The organism is Caenispirillum bisanense (assembly GCF_900230255.1).
In the GTDB taxonomy this organism is placed as follows: Bacteria; Pseudomonadota; Alphaproteobacteria; order Rhodospirillales; family Rhodospirillaceae; genus Caenispirillum; species Caenispirillum bisanense_A.
In genome coordinates this window covers 521,041-538,106 of record NZ_OCNJ01000001.1, presented here as the reverse complement: position 1 = coordinate 538,106, position 17,066 = coordinate 521,041, and the positions used below count along the sequence as shown (strand labels likewise).

Below are 17,066 nucleotides of genomic sequence, written 5' to 3'. Positions count from 1 at the left end.
CTGCGGCGCGGCAGGAGGTGGCATGGCATACCCGGCCTTTCGACCCGATCGGATCAATCACGGCTTTGGCCCGCTGGTGTCGCACGTGCTCGATGCGCGCCTGCGCCTCGCGGGCCACATCCGGCATACGCCGCTCGTCCCCTGCCCCGCCCTGAGCGCGCAGGCCGGCCACACGGTGGCACTGAAGCTCGACCTGCTGCAGGAAACGGGCTCCTTCAAGCTGCGCGGGGCGACCAACCGCATCCTCACCCTGCCGCCGCAGCGCCGGGCGCGCGGCGTCGTCACCGCCTCCACCGGCAACCACGGCCGCGCCGTCGCCCATGCCGCGGCACGCCTCGGGCTGCGGGCGGTGGTCTGCCTGTCGGCGCTGGTGCCCGCCAACAAAGTGGAGGCCGTGCGGGCCCTGGGCGCCGAGGTGCGCATCGTCGGCCGCAGCCAGGACGACGCCACCGTCGAGGCGCAGCGGCTGGTGCGCGAGGAGGGCATGGCCTGGATCGCCCCCTTCGACGACCCCGCCGTCATCGCCGGCCAGGGCACGCTCGGCCTCGAAGTGGTGGAAGACCTGCCGGAGGTGACGACGGTGCTGGTGCCGCTGTCGGGCGGCGGCCTCGCCGCCGGCGTGGCGCTGGCGGTGAAGACGGTGCGGCCGAAGGCGCGCGTCATCGGCGTCAGCATGGAGCGCGGCGCCGCCATGCACGCGAGCCTGCTCGCCGGCCGCCCGGTGGACGTGGAGGAATGCCCGACGCTCGCCGATTCCCTCGGCGGCGGCATCGGGCTCGCCAACCGCCATACCTTCGACCTCTGCCGCGACCTGCTGGACGACGTGATGCTGCTGACGGAAACCGAGATCGCCGCCGGCATGCGCCACCTGCACCACTGCCACGGCCTCACCGCCGAGGGCGCCGCCGCCGTCGGCCCGGCCGCCCTGCTCGCCGGCAAGGTGCGGCTGGACGGCCCGGCGGTCTGCCTCGTCACCGGCGGCAACGTCGACCGCGAGACCTTCCGCCGGGTGATCGCAGCCGCCGACGCCGAAACCGCCGCCGCCACCGCCCTGCACGAGGTCGCGTGATGCCCGATGTCCTGATCCTGACGGAAGCCGACCTGCGGGCCTGCGTGCGGCTCGACCTGCCCATGGTCGACGCCATGGCCGAGGCCTTCGCGCGCCTGTCCGCCGGCGAAGTGCGCATGCCGCCCGTGCTGCGCCTGGACGTGCCGGAGCACAACGGTGAGATCGACGTGAAAACCGCCTTCGTGCCGGGCATCGACAGCATCGCCATGAAGATGAGCCCCGGCTTCTTCAATAACCCGACGCTCGGCCTGCCCAGCCTCAACGGCCTCATGGTGCTGCTGAGCGCCCGCACGGGCCTGGTGGAGGCCCTGCTGCTCGACAACGGCTACCTGACCGACGTGCGCACCGCCGCCGCCGGTGCCGTTGCCGCCCGCACCCTGGCGCCGCGCGGCCCCGGCCTCACCGCCGGCGTGCTCGGCGCCGGCACCCAGGCGCGCCTGCAGATGGAGGCGCTGGCCCTGGTGCGCGACCTGCGGCAGGTGCTGGTGTGGGCGCGCGAGCCGGCCAAGGCGGAGGCTTACGCCCGCGACATGACCAGCCGCCTCGGCCTGCCCGTGCATCCGGTGGCGAGCCCAGAGGCGGCGGTGGCCGAAAGTGACGTCGTCGTGACCACCACCCCCTCCCGCCAACCGTTGATTCACCAGGACTGGCTCCATCCCGGCCTGCACATCACCGCGATGGGATCGGACGCCGAGGACAAAGGCGAACTGGCGCCCGAGGTGCTGGCGGCCGCCGACCTGGTGGTCTGCGACCGCATCGCGCAGTGCGCCGTGCTGGGTGAACTGCACCACGCCCTCGACCGCGGGCTGTCCGTCAGCCCGGTCGAACTCGGGACGCTCGTCCACGCAAGAGACGGCGCCCGCCCATCCGAGGAGGCGGTGACCGTCTGCGATCTGACGGGGACCGGAGTCCAGGACACCGTGATCGCGACACTGGCTCATGCCGCGGCACAGCGGCAGGGCCTCGGACGGGAGTTTCACGCATGAGCCCGACTTCCCTCGCCGATCGCGCCTCGCCCACCTGGCGCGTCTTCGACCGGGCCGAGTTCGACCACAGGCTGGCGGCGGTGAAGTACCGCATGGCCGCCGACGGCATCGACGTGATGCTGGTCTCCGACCCGGCCAACATGAACTACCTCACCGGCTACGACGGCTGGTCGTTCTATGTGCCGCAGGTGGTGATCGTGGCGCTCGACCACGACAACCCGGTGTGGATCGGCCGCCACATGGACGCCAACGGCGCCCGCTGGACCACCGTACTGCCGCCCGACGACATCCTCGGCTACCCCGACCACTACGTGCAGCAGCGCCACATCCACCCCATGACCTTCGTGGCGGAGGAAATCACCCGGCGCGGCTGGCACAAGGGCCGCTTGGCCGTGGAGATGGATGCCTACTACTTCTCGGTCCAGGGCTGGGAATCGCTGCGCGCCGGCCTGCCGAACGCCACCTTCAAGGACGCCGGCCACCTGGTGAACTGGGTGCGGGCCGTGAAGTCCGACGCCGAGATCGGCCTCATGCGCCGCGCCGCCCGCATCCTCGAAAGCGCCATGCAGACGGCCTGCGAGGGCGTCGAGCCCGGACGGCGCCAGTGCGACACGGTGGCCGAGATCATGTCGGCCCAGGTGCGCGGCACGCCGGAGTTCGGCGGCGACTACACCGCCATCGTGCCCATGCTGCCGACCGGCATCTGTTCCTCGACGCCGCACCTGACCTGGACCGACGAGACCTTCAAGGCCGGCGAGGCGACCATCCTGGAACTGGCCGCCGCCAACCGGCGCTACCACTGCGCCATGGCGCGCACGGTCTATCTGGGCAAGCCGCCGGCGCTGATGGTGGATACGGCCGAAGTGGTGTGCGAAGGCCTGCAGGCCGCCCTCGACGCCGCCCGCCCCGGCGCCACCTGCGAAGAGGTGGAACACGCCTGGCGCGAGGCGACGCGCCGCCACGGCCTCGTGAAGGAAAGCCGCATCGGCTATTCCATCGGCTGCGCCTACCCGCCCGACTGGGGCGAGCACACCATGAGCCTGCGCCCCGGCGACACCACGGTCCTGCAGCCCAACATGACCTTCCACCTCATCCCCGGCATCTGGATGGAGGACTGGGGCATCGAGCTGAGCGAGACCTTCCTGGTCACCGAACGCGGCGGCGAGCCCCTGTGCGGCCTGCCGCGCGGGCTCTACGTCAAACAGTAGGCGAAGGCGCCTGACTTACCCGAAGCTGCCCTCGCGGTCGGTGCGGGCGTAGAGGCGAGTGAGCAGCGCGTCGAAGGCCGGGTCCACGGTGCGCGGGAAATCGGTGCGGCGACGGGTGTCTTCCCGCCCGACGCCGTTTTCCCGCCACGCCCGGCCGCCCGAGATGACGTTCTGCATGAAGCCCTGGAAGTTGTCGCAGGCCTTGGCGAAACGCGCTTCCGGCGTCTCGCGGGCCTCGAACTCCTCCCACAGGGCGCGCATCTCCGCCCCCAGGTCGTCGGGCAGCAGGCCGAAGATGCGGTCGGCGGCGCGCTGCTCGCGCTCCTCCTGCCCCTCGATGGCGGCATCGTCGTAGGCGTACGTATCGCCGGCCTCGATCTCCACCAGGTCGTGGACCAGGATGAGGCGCAGCGCCTTGCCCAGGTCCACCGAGGCGGGGTCTTCCAGCTCACCGTGCAGGACCATGGCGACCAGCGCCATGTGCCAGCAATGCTCGGCGTCGTTCTCGCGGCGCTCGCCGCCGGTCAGGTAGCCGCGCCGCTCGACGAACTTGAAGCGGTCGGCGAACTCCAGGAAGTCGAGGATGCGCTGCAGGCGGTCGGGGGCGCCCACCATGTCAGGCGTGTTCCTTGGTCTTGTGGAACTTCACGGCCGGGAAGTCCTCCGCCGTGCGCTCCAGGTGCCAGGCGTTGCGGGCCAGGAACACCACGTCGCCGTCGTGGTCCTCGGCGAGCGCCTGGTTGTTGCCGTCCTGGAACTTCTTGAAGACGATGGCGTCGTCGCAGGTGACCCAGCGGGCGGTGTAGAGCGTGGTCTGCTCGAACCGCACCGGCACGTCGTATTCGGTGCGGATGCGGTCGGCCAGCACGTCGAACTGCAGCGATCCGACGACGCCGACGATCCAGTCGGAGCCGAAGCGCGGCTTGAAGACGCGCGCCGCGCCCTCTTCCGCCAGCTGCTCCAGGGCGCGGCCCAGGTGCTTGGCCTTCAGCGGGTCTTCCGGCCGCACCTTCTGCAGCAGTTCCGGCGCGAAGGACGGGATGCCGGTGAAGCGCAGGTCCTCGCCCTCGGTCAGGGCGTCGCCGATGCGCAGGTTGCCGTGGTTGGGCACGCCGATGATGTCGCCGGCGAAGGCTTCCTCGGCCAGCTCGCGGTCCCGGGCGAGGAACATGACCGGGTTGTGCATGTTCACCAGCTTGCCCGACCGCACGTGCTTCAGCTTCATGCCGCGCTTGAAGTGGCCCGAGCACAGCCGCATGAAGGCGATGCGGTCGCGGTGCTTGGGGTCCATGTTCGCCTGGATCTTGAAGATGACGCCCGTCACCTTGTCTTCCAGCGGGTCGACCAGACGGTCGGCGGTCGGCTGCGGGCGCGGCGGCGGCGCCACCTGGCCGAGGGCCTGCAGCATCTCGCGCACACCGAAGTTGTTGACCGCCGAACCGAAGAACACCGGCGTCATGTGGCCGGCGCGGTAGGCCTCGGGGTCGAACTCCGGGCACAGGCCGCGCGCCATCTCCACTTCCTCGCGCAGCTGCTTCACGGCCCAGTCGGGCAGGATGCGGTCGAGCTTGGGATCGTCGAGGCCGGAGCAGCTCTCGCCCTCGTCCGGCATCTCGCCCTTGCTGCGGCCCATGAGCACGAGGCGGTCGTTGAACAGGTCGTAGACGCCGAGGAAGTTCTTGCCCATGCCGATGGGCCAACTGCCCGGCGTGACGTCGAGCGCCAGCGTCTGCTCGATCTCGTCCAGCAGATCGAAGGGGTCGCGCGTCTCGCGGTCCATCTTGTTGATGAACGTCATGATCGGCACGTCGCGCAGGCGGCAGACCTCGAACAGCTTGCGGGTCTGTTCCTCGATGCCCTTGGCGGCGTCGATGACCATGACCGCGCTGTCGACCGCCGTCAGCACCCGGTAGGTGTCTTCCGAGAAGTCTTCGTGGCCCGGCGTGTCGAGCAGGTTGAAGGTGCGCTCGGCATAGTCGAAGGTCATCACCGACGAGGCGACGGAGATGCCGCGCTCGCGCTCCACCTTCATCCAGTCGGAATGGGCGCGGCGCTGTTCGCCGCGGGCCTTCACGGCACCCGCCATCTGGATGGCACCCCCGAACAGCAGCAGCTTTTCGGTGAGCGTGGTCTTGCCGGCGTCGGGGTGCGAGATGATGGCGAAGGTCCGCCGCCGCGCGACGTCGCTGTCGAGGCTTCCGGTCATGTCCGTCGTGGCTCTGGAATGGGTCTACGGTGATTGCCGCCGTGCGTAGCAGATGCGCGCCCGGCGCACAAGCCGCACCGCCCCGGCGGGCCGAGGCTCCAGATGGGGAGCCGACGGCCCCGCCGCCAGAGGATGCCCGCAGCCCGCCGGCGCTACTGCACCGCGCAGACGGACGCCTTCAGATCCGCCAGGTGGTTGTAGAGCGCCTCCACCCGGTCGCGGCACATGTCGCCCATGAGGTCCTGCAGCCACTCCGCATGGTTGGGCGCCACCGCCTCGAACACCTCGCGCCCGCGGGGCGTCATGCGCACCACCAGGGCGCGGCGGTCGGTGGGGCTGACGTGGCGTTCCAGCAGGCCGTCGCGCACCAGCCGGTCGACCAGCGCGGTGACGTTGCCGTTGGTGACCATCAGACGCTTGGACAACTCGCCCATGACCAGGGTGCCCCCCTCGGCCCGGTCCAGCGCCGCCAGCAGATCGAACTGCGGCAGCGTGATGCCGGCGTGGTCGCGCAGGCGTGTGCGGATTTCCTTCTCTATCAGATTATAGCACGCGAGCAGGCGCAACCATGTGCGCAGCTCCAGCCGATCGTCGCCGCTGGCGACGGTTTCGCAGTCGATCATCGTGAACCCTACCCCTAACACCCACGACCCGACATTATACAAGAGAAGGTCCCTGTAAACAGGAACCGGACGGATCCCGTCGCGTCGACAGTCGCCCACATCCAAGGGATGCCCGCACGCAACCCTTCCAGATGCGTGGATAAGTCCGCTATCCCTTCGGATATGCTCACTCTCTTTTCCGAGCATCGTGAATGGATAAATCCACGGGCATTTTATGTAACTTTTTGTGATCGACAGGGCCCATTCGGTCCCGCGGCGGCGCGGCGAGGGGCCGACGGCGGTCGGGCGGCGTCGACGGGGAGGTGCGAGTCGCGGCGGCAAGGGGGCTTTCGCGGCGCGGCGAAATGCGCCAAAGTGCGCCCGCCCGCAGCCCGGTGCCGGACGCCGGCGCCGATGCCGCGGGGCCTTTCCGCGCTTCTGACAGAGGACCTTCCGCGATGACCCTGCCGATGCGGTCGCAGCCCTTCGACACCCGTGACTTCCGCCGCGCCCTCGGCCAGTTCGCCACCGGCGTGTGCGTCGTCACCGTGCGCGATCCGGACGGCCACCCGCAGGGCCTGACCGTCAACTCCTTCGCCTCGGTGTCGCTGGAGCCGCCGCTGGTGCTGTGGAGCCTGGCGCGGTCGTCGTCGGTGTTCCCCGCCTTCCACGGCGCCACCCATTTCGCGGTGAACGTGCTGGCGGCCGACCAGATCGACCTGTCCAACCGCTTCGCCGCCCCCGGTGAACGCTTCGCCGGCCTGGCGTGGGAGGAAGGCCACCACGGCCTGCCGCTGCTACGCGGCTGCCTCGCCAACTTCGAATGCACCACGGCGGCCACCCACGAGGGCGGCGACCACGTCATCTTCATCGGCGAGGTGGCGCGCTACGACGCCCGCCCCGGCACGCCCCTGGTCTACTCCGGCGGGCGCTACGCCCAGGCCTTGCCGCACGACGGCTGAGGCCGCTTCCGGCAACACGACCGCCCCCGAAGGTGTTCCGTTGGCGTAGGAACGGACACCGACGGAGGTAAGGAAGGCCCGTGCGCCGGCTGCTGGTTTCCCTGGTCGCGATCTTCGCCGTGCTGCTGCTGGCGGGGTTCGCCGTGTGGCTGTTCGGCGCCGACCAGTTGGACCGCCGCCTCAACCGCGTCGCCGCCGACCCCGCCGCGCCGGTGCCGAGCGCCGCGGATCTGGCCTTCCACCGCGACCTCTTCGTCGCCGACCTGCACGCCGACACGCTGAAGTGGGAACGCGACCTGCTCACCCGCTCCGCCGTCGGCCACGTGGACCTGCCGCGGCTGGTGGACGGCAACGTCGGCCTGCAGCTCTTCACCATCGTCACCAAGAGCCCGATCCCGCGCAGCCACCCCGAGATCCCGGGCGAGCGTTGCGTCTCCGGCAGCGGCATCAACGTCGCCGGCCTGCTGGCCTTCGCCCAGGGGCGCCCGGCGTGGTCGCTGCGCGAGCGGGCCATCTGGCAGGTCCGCCGCCTCTACGACGCCGCCGAGCGATCGCGCGAGCGGCCGGGGCCGGAACTGCGCGTCATCACCGACGCCGAGGGCCTGCGCCGTCTGCTGGCCGACTGGCGGGCGGGGAAGCAGGTGGTCGGCGGTATCCTCGGCATCGAGGGCGGCCACTGGATCGGCGCCGAGGACGACCCGTCCGCCGCCGGTCCCACCGTCGCCGAGCGGGTGCGGGCCGACATGCGCCAGTTGTTCGACCTGGGTGTGCGCATGTTCGCCCCCACCCACCGCTTCGACAACGCCCTGTCGGGCTCCAGCGAGGGCTGCGAGGCCTATGGCTTGACGCCGCAGGGCCGCATCGCCCTGCAGGCGGCGGAAGAGCTGGGGATGGCGGTCGACCTGTCGCACATCTCGCCCAAGGGCTTCCGCGACGCGCTGGAGATGCTGACCGCGCCGGCGGTGGTGTCGCACACCGGCCTTCAAAGGGGCTGCGAGGCGCCCTGCCGACCGGCCCGCAACCTGAGCGACGAGGAACTGCGTCTGTTGATTGAGAACGGTGGCGTGGTGGGCGTCGGCTACTGGCCGCAGGCCCTCGGCCCGACCGTGCTGCGCATCGCCGACGTCATGGCCCACGTCATGGATCTGGCGCGCGAGTTGGGGCGGGAGCCGGGCCGCCACGTCGCCTTCGGGTCCGACTACGACGGCTCGGTGACGCCCTTCTTCGACGCCAGTCAGGTGGCGATCCTCACCACCATCCTGCGGCGCTACGGCCCGCCCTTCGACGCCGGGACCATCCGCGCCATCGCCGGGCTCAACACCTGCCGGCTGTTCGCGCAGCGCTTGCCAGGCGGCGGGGCGGACAAAGCGGACGAGTTCTGCACGGCGGAGTGACGCCGGCGGCTCACACCCACAACAGCAGCACCAGCACCTGCGGCGCCAGGATGCGCAGGAACATGACCAGCGGGTACACGGTCGCATAGGCCAGCGACGGCGCCTCCGACGGGCGGATGGCGTTGGCGAAGGCGAGCGCCGGCGGGTCGGTCATGCCGCCGGCCAGCAGGCCGCAGAGCGTCAGGTAGTTCATGCGCAGGAACAGCCGCGCCGCGAAGCCGACGATGAGCAGCGGCACGATGGTGATGAGTGCGCCCCACAGCAGCCACTTCAGGCCGTCGCCCTCGGTGAGCAGGGCGACGAAGCTCTCGCCCGCCTTCAGCCCGACGATGCCGAGGAACAGCACGATGCCGATCTCGCGCAGGGCGTGGTTGGCGCTCGGCGGCATGAACCACACGAAGGGGCCGATGTGGCCGATGCGCGCCAGCACGATGGCGGCGATGAGCGGCCCGCCCGCCAGCCCGAGCTTCACCGGCGCCGGCATGCCCGGGAAAGCGAAGGGGATGGAGCCGAGCAGCACGCCGAGCGCGATGCCAAGGAAAATGGGCAGGATCTGCGCCTGCTGCAGTGCCTGCGCCCGGTTGCCGAGCACGGTGGCGGCGGCCTCGATGTTGCGCGGGTGGCCGATGACCGTGCAGATGTCACCGAACTCGAGCTTGAGGCCGGGGCTCGGCGTCAGCTCGACGCCGGCACGATTGACGCGGCTGATGACCACGTCGTGGCGGTGCAGCAGGTTCAGGCTGCCGATGGCATGGCCGAGCACCTTGTCGCTGGTGACCACCAGCCGCTCCCACTTCACCTCCGAGGGCACCGCCTTGAGGTCGGTGTCGGCGCGACGGCCGAGGATGCGCACCATGTCGCGCAGGCGCGGCGGCGGGCCGACCAGCAGCAGCACGTCGCCCACCCGCACCGGCGTCTCGGGGTGCGCCACCTGCACCGCCCCGTCGCGCTGCATGCGGCTGACGACGACGTGCATCTCCTCCATGCCCGGCAGCTCGCCGAGGGGGAGGTTCTCCATGTTGGGATTGGTGATCTCGACGTTGACCGTATCCAGCGCCTGGGTCTCGGCGGCGCGGGCGGCCTCGAAGGCGGCCTGCTCCTGGTCCACCTTCACCGCCAGCACGGCGCGCACCAGCACCATGGTGAGCAGGATCCCGGCGATGCCGAAGGGATAGGCCACCGCGTATCCGAGCCCCGGCACGCCGAGCAGGTCGGGCGAGGCCCCCACCGCCTTCAGCATCTGCGTCGCGGCACCGAGGGAGGGCGTGTTGGTGGTCGCCCCCGCCATCAGGCCGAGAGCGACGGGCAGCGGCGCGCCGAACACCACGTGCACCCCCGCCGCAACCAGCACCGACAGCCCCACCAGCGCCGCCGCCATGCCGTTGAGCGCGAGCCCGGAGCGCTTCAGCGCCGAGAAGAAGCCCGGCCCGACCTGGATGCCGATGGTGTAGACGAAGAGGATGAGCCCGAACTCGCGCAGGAACTGCCCGACCTCGGGGTCGACGTGCAGGCCCATGTGGCCCCAGAAGATGCCGGCGAACAGCACGCCCCCGATGCCGAGCGACACGGTGCCGAGGCGCAGGCGCCCGATCAGCAGCCCGGTGACCGCCACGAGGCACAGCACCACGAGCCCGCGTGGGACGGGATCGAGGCCGGCGAGAAGGTCGGCGAACTCCATGAAGGGCGACGGCTCCGGCGGGCGTTGTGCGATGCGGCAACGCTAGCGCGTGGCGGGGGGTTGGGCAACCGGTGGATTTGTGACGGGGCGGCGGAGAGGCGGCGGTCTCCACGGCCTCAGGCGGTGGAGCCGTGGATGCGCGGGTCGAGCCCGCGCATGACAAGCATTTGAAATAACGTTAGAAATTGTCATGGCCGGACTTGATCCGGTCCTCCACTGCGGCACAAGCGCCGGCCGCATGGGCACCGTCCTCCACGGCCTCCTCCAGGGGAGCCGTGGATGCGCGGGTCGGAGCCCGCGCATGACAAGCATTTGAAATAACGTCAGAAATTGTCATGGCCGGACTTGATCCGGCCATCCACGGCGGCACAGGCGCCGGCCGCATGGGTACCGTCCTCCACAGCCACTGCCCGCGAAGGACTCCACCCAAAAAGCCCCCTCCCCACCCCTTGTCGGACATTCGGATGTTGCGTCAAGCCGGGTTCCGGAGGCCCAAAAATTTCACGATTTCAGGGCCACCACCCCCTCTTTGGGGTTTGCCCCTGCGCGGCTTTGGGGTATGTGGTCGTTTGCGCAGGTATGGGTCCGGCTGCTAGACTGGCCCGACCCAGAGCCCTGCATCCTCGGCGGAGGCCGCCCGTTCGGGACGGGGGGCCTCGCCGCCGTCGACGGCGCGCCGGATCACCGGCCGCGCCACGGTGCAACGACAGGCAGGAACGGTCGGACACGAGGATGAGCGACGACACTCTCTCCCTGGCGGGGGATTTTCCCGCCGCCACCAAGGACCAGTGGCTCGCGGCTGTCGAGAAGGCGCTGAAGGGCGCCCCCTTCGACAAGAAGATGCTGACCAGGACCTACGAAGGCATCACGCTGCAGCCGCTCTACACCCTCGACGACTGGGCGCCGGCCGGCGATCCGTCGGGCCTGCCGGGCTTCGCGCCCTACACCCGCGGCGGTGCCGTCGCCGGGCAGCGCGTCGGCGGGTGGGACATCCGCCAGCTGCACACCCATCCCGACCCGCAGGTGGTCAACAAGGCCGTCCTGACCGACCTGGAGCGCGGCGCGTCGTCCGTCACCCTGCGCCTCGACGACGCCGCCCGCCGCGGCGACGATGCCGACCAGGCCACCAACTACGCCGGCCTGAACGGCCTCATGGCCTATACCGCGGCCGACTTCGACACGGTGCTGACGGGCGTCTACGAAGACCTCGCCACCGTGGCGCTGGAGCCGGGCGCCGCCTTCCTGCCGGCCGCCGCCCTGCTCGCCGGCCACTGGCAGGTGAAGGGCGTCGACCGCGCCGCCGTCAAGGCCGCCTTCGGCGCCGACCCCATCGGCTGGCTGGCCGCCGCCGGCGAGCTGCCGGGCGGCATCGACACCGCCCTGAAGGCCCTGGCCGACCTCGCCGCCTGGACCGCCGCCAACTGCCCCAATGCCACCGCCGTGCGCGTCGACACCGCGCCCTGGCATCTGGCCGGCGCCACGGAGACGCAGGACCTCGCCGTCGCCATGGCGACCGCCGTCGCCTACTTGCGCGCCATGACCGACGCCGGCATGGACGTCGACACCGCCGCCAAGCAGATCGTCTTCGCCCTGCCCGTCGGCACCGAGCAGTTCCTCGGCATCGCCAAGCTGCGCGCCGCCCGTCGCCTGTGGGGCCGCATCATGCAGGCCTGCGGCGTGTCGGAGGAAGCCGGCCGCATGCGCCTGACCGCCGGCACCGCCGAGCGCGTCGTCAGCCAGCGCGACCCCTGGGTCAACATGCTGCGCACCACCGTGACCACCTTCGCCGCCGCCGTCGGCGGGGCGGAGAGCGTGACCGTGCTGCCGTTCGACGCCATGCTCGGCCTGCCGACCGAGTTCGCCCGCCGCATCGCCCGCAACACCCAGCTGGTGCTGATGGAGGAGAGCAACCTCGACAAGGTGATCGATCCGGCCGGCGGCTCCTGGTACGTGGAGACGCTCACCGAGCAGGTCGCCGACGAGGCTTGGACCCTGTTCCAGGACATCGAGAAGCACGGCGGCATGGTCGCCTGCCTGGAGTCCGGTCATCTGGCCGCCAAGGTGGACGCCGCTCACACGGCACGCGCCCGCGCCATCGCCACGCGCAAGGACCCCATCACCGGCGTGTCGGAATTCCCCAACATCCACGAGAAGCCCGTGGACGTGGCGAAACCCGACATCGACGCCCTGCGCCGCGCCGCCGCCGGCCGCACCCGCGAGGCCCGCAAGGCCGTGAGCCTGCCGCTCGCCGAACTGGGCTCGGGCGCCGTCACCGCCGCCGCCGTCGCGGCCGCCGCCGAGGGTGCGACGCTCGGCGCCCTGTTCGCCGCCCTGTCGGGCAGCGGCGAGGCCACCGTGGTGAAGGCCCTGCCGCAGCGCCGGCTCGCCGCCGAATACGAGGAACTGCGCGACGCCGCCGACGAGTACATGGTGCACACCGGCGCCCGGCCGCGCATCTTCCTCGCCAACCTGGGCCGCGTCGCCGCCTTCACCGCCCGCTCCACCTTCGCCAAGAACTTCTTCGAGGCGGGCGGCATCGAGGGCGTGGGCACCGACGGCTACGACAGCGCCGAGGCCTGCGCGGCGGCGTTCAGGGAGTCGGGCGCGGCCGTCGCCGTGCTGTGCTCCAGCGACGACGTCTACGCCGAGATGGCGGAACAGGCCGCAAGCGCCCTCAAGGCCGCCGGCTGCAAGAAAGTCTTCCTGGCCGGCGCGCCGGGCGACCGCAAGGACGCCTATACCGCCGCCGGCATCGACGCCTTTGTCTTTGTCGGATGCGATGCGCTGGACACCCTGCGCTCCACCCTCGCCTTCCTGGGAGTGACCGACCGATGAGCGCCAAGATCCCCGACTTCTCGCAGATCGCGCTCGGCGCCACCAGCCCCGGCGCCGCGTCGGTCGCCGACTGGCAGGCCAAGGCGGCGCAGGAAACCGGCCAGGGCGTGGACGCGCTGACGTGGCAGACGCCCGAGCAGATCCCGGTCAAGCCGCTGTTCACCAGCGCCGACCTGGACGGCCTCGACTTCCTGAACACCCGGCCGGGCATCGCGCCGTTCCTGCGCGGCCCCTACCCGACCATGTACACCAGCCAGCCCTGGACCATCCGCCAGTACGCCGGCTTCTCGACGGCCGAGCAGTCCAACGCCTTCTACCGCCGCAACCTGGCGGCCGGCCAGAAGGGCCTGTCGGTGGCCTTCGACCTGGCGACCCACCGCGGCTACGACAGCGACCATCCGCGCGTCGCCGGCGACGTCGGCATGGCGGGCGTCGCCATCGACAGCATCTACGACATGCGCACCCTGTTCGACGGCATCCCGCTCGACAAGATGAGCGTGTCCATGACCATGAACGGCGCCGTGCTGCCCATCATGGCGCTGTACATCGTCGCGGCGGAAGAACAGGGCGTCAAACCGGAACTCCTCAGCGGGACCATTCAGAACGACATCCTGAAGGAGTTCATGGTCCGCAACACCTACATCTACCCGCCCAAGCCTTCCATGCGGATCATTTCGGACATCTTCGCCTTCACGTCGAAGAACATGCCGAAGTTCAACTCCATCTCCATTTCCGGCTACCACATGCAGGAAGCCGGCGCGACGGCGGACCTGGAGCTGGCCTATACGCTGGCCGACGGCGTCGAATACGCCCGCGCCGGCATGGCCGCCGGGCTCGGCATCGACGCCTTCGCGCCGCGCCTGTCGTTCTTCTGGGCGATCGGCATGAACTTCTTCATGGAAGTCGCCAAGATGCGCGCCGCCCGCATGATCTGGGCCAAGCTCATCAAGCAGTTCGACCCGAAGAGCGAGAAGTCGCTGGCGCTGCGCACCCACAGCCAGACCTCGGGCTGGTCGCTGACGGCGCAGGACGTGTTCAACAACGTCACCCGCACCTGCATCGAGGCCATGGCGGCGACGCAGGGCCACACCCAGTCGCTGCACACCAACGCGCTGGACGAAGCGCTGGCCCTGCCGACCGACTTCTCGGCCCGCATCGCCCGCAATACCCAGCTGTTCCTGCAGCAGGAGACGCAGACCACCCGCGTCATCGACCCGTGGGGCGGCAGCTACTACGTGGAGCGCCTGACCGCCGAACTGGCCGCCCGCGCCTGGAGCCACATCCAGGAAGTGGAGCAGCAGGGCGGCATGGCGAAGGCCATCGAGGCCGGCATCCCCAAGATGCGCATCGAGGAAGCCGCCGCCCGCACCCAGGCCCGCATCGACGCCGGCCGCCAGTCGGTCATCGGCGTCAACAAGTTCCGCCTGGACGAGCGCGAGACCGTCGAGGTGCTGAAGGTCGAAAACGCCCAGGTGCGCGCCCAGCAGCTCGACAAGCTGCAGCGCCTGCGGGCCGAGCGCGATCAGGCGGAGGTGGACCGTCACCTCGCCGCGCTGACGACGTCCGCCGAGTCCGGCGAGGGCAACCTGCTGGAGTTGGCGGTCAACGCCGCCCGCGCCAAGGCCACCGTCGGCGAGATCAGCGCCGCGCTGGAGAAGGTGTGGGGCCGTCACAAGGCGGACATCAAGGCCATCTCGGGCGTCTACTCTTCGGAAGTGGGCAAGGACTCGCGCGCCATGAAGCAGGTTCACGAACTGGTCGAGCGCTTCGCCGAACGGGAAGGCCGCCGGCCGCGCATCCTCATCGCCAAGATGGGCCAGGACGGCCACGACCGCGGCCAGAAGGTGATCGCCACCGCCTTCGCCGACCTGGGCTTCGACGTCGACATCGGGCCGCTGTTCCAGACGCCGGAGGAAACCGCCCGCCAGGCGGTGGAGAACGACGTCCACGTCATCGGCGTCAGCTCGCTGGCCGCCGGTCACCTGACGCTGGTGCCGGAGCTGAAAGCGGAACTGACCAAGCTCGGCCGCGAGGACATCATGATCGTGGTCGGCGGCGTCATCCCGCCGCAGGACTTCGACGAGTTGTTCGCTGCCGGCGCCTCGGCCATCTTCCCGCCGGGCACGGTCATCGCGGACGCCGCCGTCGGCCTGCTGAAGGAGCTGTTCCAGCGCCTCGGCTACACCGACGAGGCCGCCTGACGGCATGGCGTCCACTCCGCGTGTCACAGATTACGGGGGCTTCGCGCCGCGCGGCGCGGCCCCCGTGCGCCGCCAGTTGACCGTCGACGACTACGTCGAGGGCGTGCTGAAGGGCGACCGCACGGTCATGGGCCGCGCCATCACCCTGGTGGAAAGCCGCAACGCCGAGCACCGCAAGCTGGCGCAGCAGATCCTGGTCAAGCTGCTGCCGCACGCCGGCAAGGCGCACCGCGTCGGCATCACCGGCGTGCCCGGCGTCGGCAAGTCGACCTTCATCGAGGCGCTCGGCAAGCACCTGACCGCCCAGGGCAAGAAGGTGGCGGTGCTGGCCGTCGACCCGACCAGCGCCCGCACCGGCGGCTCCATCCTCGGCGACAAGACGCGGATGAACGAGCTGGCCATCGACCCCAACGCGTTCATCCGGCCGTCGCCGTCGTCCGGCACGCTCGGCGGCGTCACCCGCACGACGCGCGAGACCATGGTCATCGTCGAGGCCGCCGGCTACGACGTGGTGATGGTGGAGACGGTGGGCGTCGGCCAGTCGGAGACCATGGTCTCCGAGATGGTGGACTTCTTCCTGGTGCTCATGCTGCCGGGCGCCGGCGACGAGTTGCAGGGCATCAAGAAGGGCGTGCTGGAAATCGCCGACATGATCGCGGTGAACAAGGCCGACAGCGACCCGCAGAAAGCCCGCCTCGCCGCCCGCGAATACCGCACTGCCCTGCACATCATGACGCCGGCCAGCCCCAACTGGCAGCCGCCGGTGGTCACCGTCTCGGCGCTGGTGAACCAGGGCCTGGACGAGCTGTGGACCAACGTCGAAAGCCACCGCGAGAAGCTGACGGCCTCCGGCGAGTTGCCCGCCAAGCGGCAGGAGCAGCAGCTGCAGTGGATGTGGCAGATGGTGCGCGACCAGCTGATGGACGCCCTGGTGGAACACCCGGACGTGAAGCAGCAACTGCCGCAGGTGGAAAAGGCCGTGGCGACCGGCGACCTCACCCCGGCCCTGGCGGCCCACCGCATCCTTGAGGCCTTCGGCATCCGGTTCGAGTTGTGACCCGGCTGGCCGTGGTCGCGCTGCCGCGCTGGCACGACCACGCCCACGGGGCCGCGGTGGAGGCCCTGCGCCGCCGCCACGATCCGCTGGCGTCCTACGTTCCGGCCCACGTCACGCTGGTGTTTCCGGTCGCCGTGGACGACGAGAGCGAGGTGACGGGCGCGGCGGAAGCGACGGCCGGCGCGACGGCGCCCATCGACCTGCGCTTCACCGCCATCGTGCCCTTCGCCGACCCGCTGTCGGGCGATACCTATGCCTTTCTGGAGCCGGAGGACGGGGCGGCGGTCAGCGCCCTGCACGCCCGCCTGCATGCCGGCAGCCTGGCGCGGTTCCGGCGGCCCGACATCCCCTATCGGCCGCACGTCACAGTGGGCCGTGTCGCCGGGGGCGCCCCGCTTCCCGCCGACGCCCTGGCCGGCCCCTGCCCCTGCCCGGCGACACTGGACCGCCTGACGGTCCTGCGCCTGGCCGACGCGGCGGCGGTGCCCATCGCGAGCCACCCTCTCACAGGCACATGAGCATCCGGTCCGGCGCCACGGACGCCACCATCACCGGCCCCGGCGCATCCGGCGCGACGGGCAGGGTCATGGGGGCGGCCATGTCCACCGTGGCAACGGCGCCGTAGGCGGTCAGGCCGATGCCGAGCACCCCGGCGCACAGCCGCGCCGCCACCGGTCGCAGGCGGTTGACGGACGTCAGCGCGGCGGCGCCGACGGCCAGGACGGCGAGGTTCAGGATCAGCGTGGGGAGGACCATGGCGTCGCTCTCCGTCTCGTTCGGTCGGCAGGGAGGGGATGCGCTCACCCTGCCAGACCGCCGCCGCGGCGCCCAGCGGCCATTCCGTGGCAAGGCTGGGGCACAGCCGGGG

Annotated in this window: 14 protein-coding genes; 9 read left to right on the top strand and 5 right to left on the bottom strand. The window is 70.7% G+C overall.

Features of this window, described 5'->3' with window-relative positions; translation table 11 throughout:
• Positions 1–85: 85 nt before the first annotated feature.
• The 3 genes from eutB to CRP50_RS02645 are packed head-to-tail and all read left to right on the top strand — an operon-like array spanning position 86 to position 3,263.
• Entirely contained in the window at positions 86–1,069 is a 984-nt protein-coding gene (gene eutB, locus CRP50_RS02655) for a hydroxyectoine utilization dehydratase EutB (RefSeq protein WP_245913337.1), read from the top strand.
• Positions 1,069–2,055 carry a cyclodeaminase gene (locus tag CRP50_RS02650; protein WP_097277417.1) on the top strand — a complete coding sequence of 329 codons (987 nt, stop codon included), beginning with the start codon at positions 1,069–1,071 and terminating at the stop codon, positions 2,053–2,055. Before eutB ends, CRP50_RS02650 begins: the two co-directional genes overlap by 1 nt.
• A complete protein-coding gene (locus CRP50_RS02645) occupies positions 2,052–3,263 on the top strand; it encodes a M24 family metallopeptidase (RefSeq protein WP_097277416.1) in 1,212 nt (403 codons plus the stop codon). The genes CRP50_RS02650 and CRP50_RS02645 overlap by 4 nt, the downstream gene beginning before the upstream one ends.
• A 15-nt stretch (positions 3,264–3,278) precedes the next feature.
• On the opposite strand, the gene CRP50_RS02640 is transcribed toward CRP50_RS02645, so the two are convergent.
• The 3 genes from CRP50_RS02640 to CRP50_RS02630 all read right to left on the bottom strand — a co-directional run bounded on the left by CRP50_RS02640 (position 3,279) and on the right by CRP50_RS02630 (position 6,092).
• Positions 3,279–3,878, bottom strand: a complete 600-nt coding sequence (locus CRP50_RS02640; RefSeq protein WP_097277415.1) for an HD domain-containing protein — start codon at positions 3,876–3,878, stop codon at positions 3,279–3,281.
• 1 nt (position 3,879) lies between these two features.
• Complete coding sequence (locus CRP50_RS02635) at positions 3,880–5,469, bottom strand: peptide chain release factor 3 (protein ID WP_097277414.1); 1,590 nt, start codon at positions 5,467–5,469, stop codon at positions 3,880–3,882.
• A gap of 152 nt (positions 5,470–5,621) precedes the next feature.
• Positions 5,622–6,092 carry a MarR family winged helix-turn-helix transcriptional regulator gene (locus CRP50_RS02630; protein WP_097277413.1) on the bottom strand — a complete coding sequence of 157 codons (471 nt, stop codon included), beginning with the start codon at positions 6,090–6,092 and terminating at the stop codon, positions 5,622–5,624.
• Positions 6,093–6,529: 437 nt separating this feature from the next.
• Here CRP50_RS02630 and CRP50_RS02625 point away from each other — a divergent pair, with 437 nt between their 5' ends.
• Both CRP50_RS02625 and CRP50_RS02620 read left to right on the top strand, forming a co-directional pair.
• Entirely contained in the window at positions 6,530–7,033 is a 504-nt protein-coding gene (locus CRP50_RS02625) for a flavin reductase family protein (protein WP_097277412.1), read from the top strand.
• An 80-nt stretch (positions 7,034–7,113) separates the two neighbouring features.
• Entirely contained in the window at positions 7,114–8,427 is a 1,314-nt protein-coding gene (locus tag CRP50_RS02620; RefSeq protein WP_097277411.1) for a dipeptidase, read from the top strand.
• A 10-nt stretch (positions 8,428–8,437) separates the two neighbouring features.
• Here the strand turns inward: CRP50_RS02620 and CRP50_RS02615 are convergent, their stop codons facing one another.
• Complete coding sequence (locus CRP50_RS02615) at positions 8,438–10,105, bottom strand: putative transporter (protein WP_097277410.1); 1,668 nt, start codon at positions 10,103–10,105, stop codon at positions 8,438–8,440.
• 732 nt (positions 10,106–10,837) lie between these two features.
• On the opposite strand from CRP50_RS02615, the gene CRP50_RS02610 reads away from it, so the two are divergent.
• From CRP50_RS02610 to CRP50_RS02595, 4 genes are read left to right on the top strand one after another with little or no spacing between them, the layout of a single operon-like run.
• Entirely contained in the window at positions 10,838–12,940 is a 2,103-nt protein-coding gene (locus CRP50_RS02610; RefSeq protein ID WP_097277409.1) for a methylmalonyl-CoA mutase family protein, read from the top strand.
• Positions 12,937–15,141 carry a methylmalonyl-CoA mutase gene (gene scpA / locus CRP50_RS02605; RefSeq protein WP_097277408.1) on the top strand — a complete coding sequence of 735 codons (2,205 nt, stop codon included), beginning with the start codon at positions 12,937–12,939 and terminating at the stop codon, positions 15,139–15,141. Before CRP50_RS02610 ends, scpA begins: the two co-directional genes overlap by 4 nt.
• A 4-nt stretch (positions 15,142–15,145) precedes the next feature.
• Positions 15,146–16,198, top strand: coding sequence for a methylmalonyl Co-A mutase-associated GTPase MeaB (gene meaB, locus CRP50_RS02600; RefSeq protein ID WP_097277407.1), 1,053 nt, complete (start codon positions 15,146–15,148; stop codon positions 16,196–16,198).
• The gene (locus CRP50_RS02595) at positions 16,195–16,716 is read left to right on the top strand and encodes a 2'-5' RNA ligase family protein (protein ID WP_097277406.1); all 522 of its coding nucleotides are present in this window, start codon (positions 16,195–16,197) and stop codon (positions 16,714–16,716) included. Before meaB ends, CRP50_RS02595 begins: the two co-directional genes overlap by 4 nt.
• On the opposite strand, the gene CRP50_RS02590 is transcribed toward CRP50_RS02595, so the two are convergent.
• Complete coding sequence (locus tag CRP50_RS02590; RefSeq protein WP_097277405.1) at positions 16,703–16,954, bottom strand: hypothetical protein; 252 nt, start codon at positions 16,952–16,954, stop codon at positions 16,703–16,705. The two genes, CRP50_RS02595 and CRP50_RS02590, sit on opposite strands and share 14 nt — an antisense overlap.
• Positions 16,955–17,066 lie beyond the last annotated feature (112 nt).

Bases quoted from the DNA above. Each gene is read 5' to 3' on its own strand.
- CRP50_RS02650 (WP_097277417.1), top strand. From the start codon at position 1,069: ATGCCCGATGTCCTGATCCTGACGGAAGCCGACCTGCGGGCCTGCGTG.
- CRP50_RS02645 (WP_097277416.1), top strand. From the start codon at position 2,052: ATGAGCCCGACTTCCCTCGCCGATCGCGCCTCGCCCACCTGGCGCGTC.
- CRP50_RS02640 (WP_097277415.1), bottom strand. From the start codon at position 3,878: ATGGTGGGCGCCCCCGACCGCCTGCAGCGCATCCTCGACTTCCTGGAG.
- CRP50_RS02635 (WP_097277414.1), bottom strand. From the start codon at position 5,469: ATGACCGGAAGCCTCGACAGCGACGTCGCGCGGCGGCGGACCTTCGCC.
- CRP50_RS02630 (WP_097277413.1), bottom strand. From the start codon at position 6,092: ATGATCGACTGCGAAACCGTCGCCAGCGGCGACGATCGGCTGGAGCTG.
- CRP50_RS02625 (WP_097277412.1), top strand. From the start codon at position 6,530: ATGACCCTGCCGATGCGGTCGCAGCCCTTCGACACCCGTGACTTCCGC.
- CRP50_RS02615 (WP_097277410.1), bottom strand. From the start codon at position 10,105: ATGGAGTTCGCCGACCTTCTCGCCGGCCTCGATCCCGTCCCACGCGGG.
- CRP50_RS02610 (WP_097277409.1), top strand. From the start codon at position 10,838: ATGAGCGACGACACTCTCTCCCTGGCGGGGGATTTTCCCGCCGCCACC.
- scpA (WP_097277408.1), top strand. From the start codon at position 12,937: ATGAGCGCCAAGATCCCCGACTTCTCGCAGATCGCGCTCGGCGCCACC.
- meaB (WP_097277407.1), top strand. From the start codon at position 15,146: ATGGCGTCCACTCCGCGTGTCACAGATTACGGGGGCTTCGCGCCGCGC.
- CRP50_RS02590 (WP_097277405.1), bottom strand. From the start codon at position 16,954: ATGGTCCTCCCCACGCTGATCCTGAACCTCGCCGTCCTGGCCGTCGGC.